Source organism: Lutibacter sp., from assembly GCF_041555395.1.
Taxonomy (GTDB): Bacteria; Bacteroidota; Bacteroidia; order Flavobacteriales; family Flavobacteriaceae; genus Lutibacter.
This window is the reverse complement of the sequence record NZ_JBFFKM010000115.1, coordinates 1-2,088: the sequence shown is the minus strand read 5'-3', so window position 1 is coordinate 2,088 and position 2,088 is coordinate 1. Positions and strand designations below refer to the sequence as shown.

Annotated in this window: 1 pseudogene; it reads left to right on the top strand. The window is 32.3% G+C overall.

Annotated elements, in window-relative coordinates:
* Nucleotides 1–2,088 (top strand): annotated as a pseudogene (locus ABY285_RS12535) (hypothetical protein); the annotation flags it as partial.

The following is a 2,088-nucleotide window of genomic DNA, read 5'->3' as shown; positions in this document are numbered from 1 at the left end:
TTAGAGGTGTTTATCAGTTTAATTTGAATGCTGGTTCTAATTTAGATATAATTAATTCAAAATTAGACATCTCAAATATTACTAATTCTAGATATTATGGTGCATTACAATTAGCAATTGACGGAAAAATATACTTAGCAAATCCCTTAAAAAAACATATTGATGTAATAAACAATCCTAATATATTAGGATTTGGATGTAACTTTGAGGCGGAAATTATTTCCCTTGGAGGTAGGACTTCATTTATTGGTCTTCCCCCATTTATTCAATCCTATTTTAACATTGATGATTTCACTTTTGAAAATGGTTGTTTTGGAGATACCACCCAATTTACCTTAACTGATACTGTTGATACAGCTGTTTGGAATTTTGGAGATATAGCTTCTGGTGTTAATAATACTTCAACAGCTTTTGCGCCTACGCATATTTTTTCTAGTCTTGGAGATTATGAAGTTTCCGTAACCGTAACAGTAGGAACTGAAACAGCAACAACAACTTCAATAGTTACCATTTATGAAGTCCCAACCGCTATACAACCAACAAATATTGATATATGTGATACAGACAATGATGGTTTTTATGCTGTTGATTTAACCACACTAAATGCCCCTATTTTAAACGGACAAGATCCTTTAATTTTTAGTGTAAAATATTATGCAGGTTTCACTAATTATATAAACGAAACTGAAATTACAACTCCTAACAGTTATATCAATCAAACTGCGTATACTTTAGAAACCATTTATGCCAAAGTATACAATACAAATAGTGAAAGTTGCTTTGATAGCACCAATTTTACCATTCAGGTATTTGAAACGCCATTGCCAAGTACCACTATTTCTTCTTTAACTTCTTGTGATAATACTTCTGTAGGAACCGATAACGATGGCATTATTTTATTCGATTTAACTCAAAAAGAAACGGACATTTTAAATGGTCAAGCAGCTTTAGATTTTACTGTTGAATATTATAGCGATGCTGGTTATTCGGCACAAATTGTAAATCCTGCTGTATTTCAAAACACCACCAATCAGCAAACCGTTTATGTGAAAATGTTTAATAATGCGAATACGAATTGTGTTGCAACTACTAATTTTAGTGTTGAAGTATTTGAATTGCCTACAATTACAAGTTTGGTTGTGTTAAAACAATGCGATGATAATACCGATGGATTTAGTGCTTTTAATTTAACGGAAGTTGAAAATGAAATCTCCACAAATGCCGAAAATGAAACCTTTACATATTATAAAACATACGTTGGTGCAACTACAAATGACAGCACTGAAGAAATATTAAACCCAACTGCCTATACAAATCAATTTGATACCACAGATACTGTTTGGGCTAGTGTTGAAAATACGAATGGTTGTTATCGGGTTTCAGAAATAAACTTGATTGTTTCAACAACTGGAATTCCTGCTACATTTCAAAAAGAATTTTATGAGTGTGACGACTTTTTAGATGTTTTAAACGATGAAACAGACGGAATTACAACTTTTGATTTTAGCAGTGTTACTTCAGAAATTGAAAGTATTTTTCCTATTGGACAACAATTAATTATCAACTATTACAGAAATGAAGCAGATGCTTTGGCTGAAACAAATCCAATTCCAGACATTTCAAACTATAGAAATATTGGATATTCAACCACACAAACAATTTATGTGCGTGTAGATAGCCAATTAGACAACGATTGTTTAGGAATGGGAGCGCATATTACGCTATATGTAGAGCCAATTCCAATTGCTAACAGCGTAACCATTGATAGACAATGTGATAACGATTTTGATGATTTCTTTCCTTTTGACACTTCAACTATTGAAGCAACCGTTTTAAACGGGCAAACAGGAATGATAGTTTCGTATGTTGATGAAAATGGAAACCCATTGCAAAGTCCACTTCCAAATCCTTTTTTAACAAACAGTCAAATTATTACAATTAGAGTCTCAGATAGTAATTCTATAGATCCTGATGGAGCTTGTTATGCTGAAACAACGTTGGAATTTATTGTAGACAAAAAACCTGTAGCAAATCCAGTAACTGATTTCATTGAATGTGATGATGATTTGGATGGATTGTTCTCTTTTG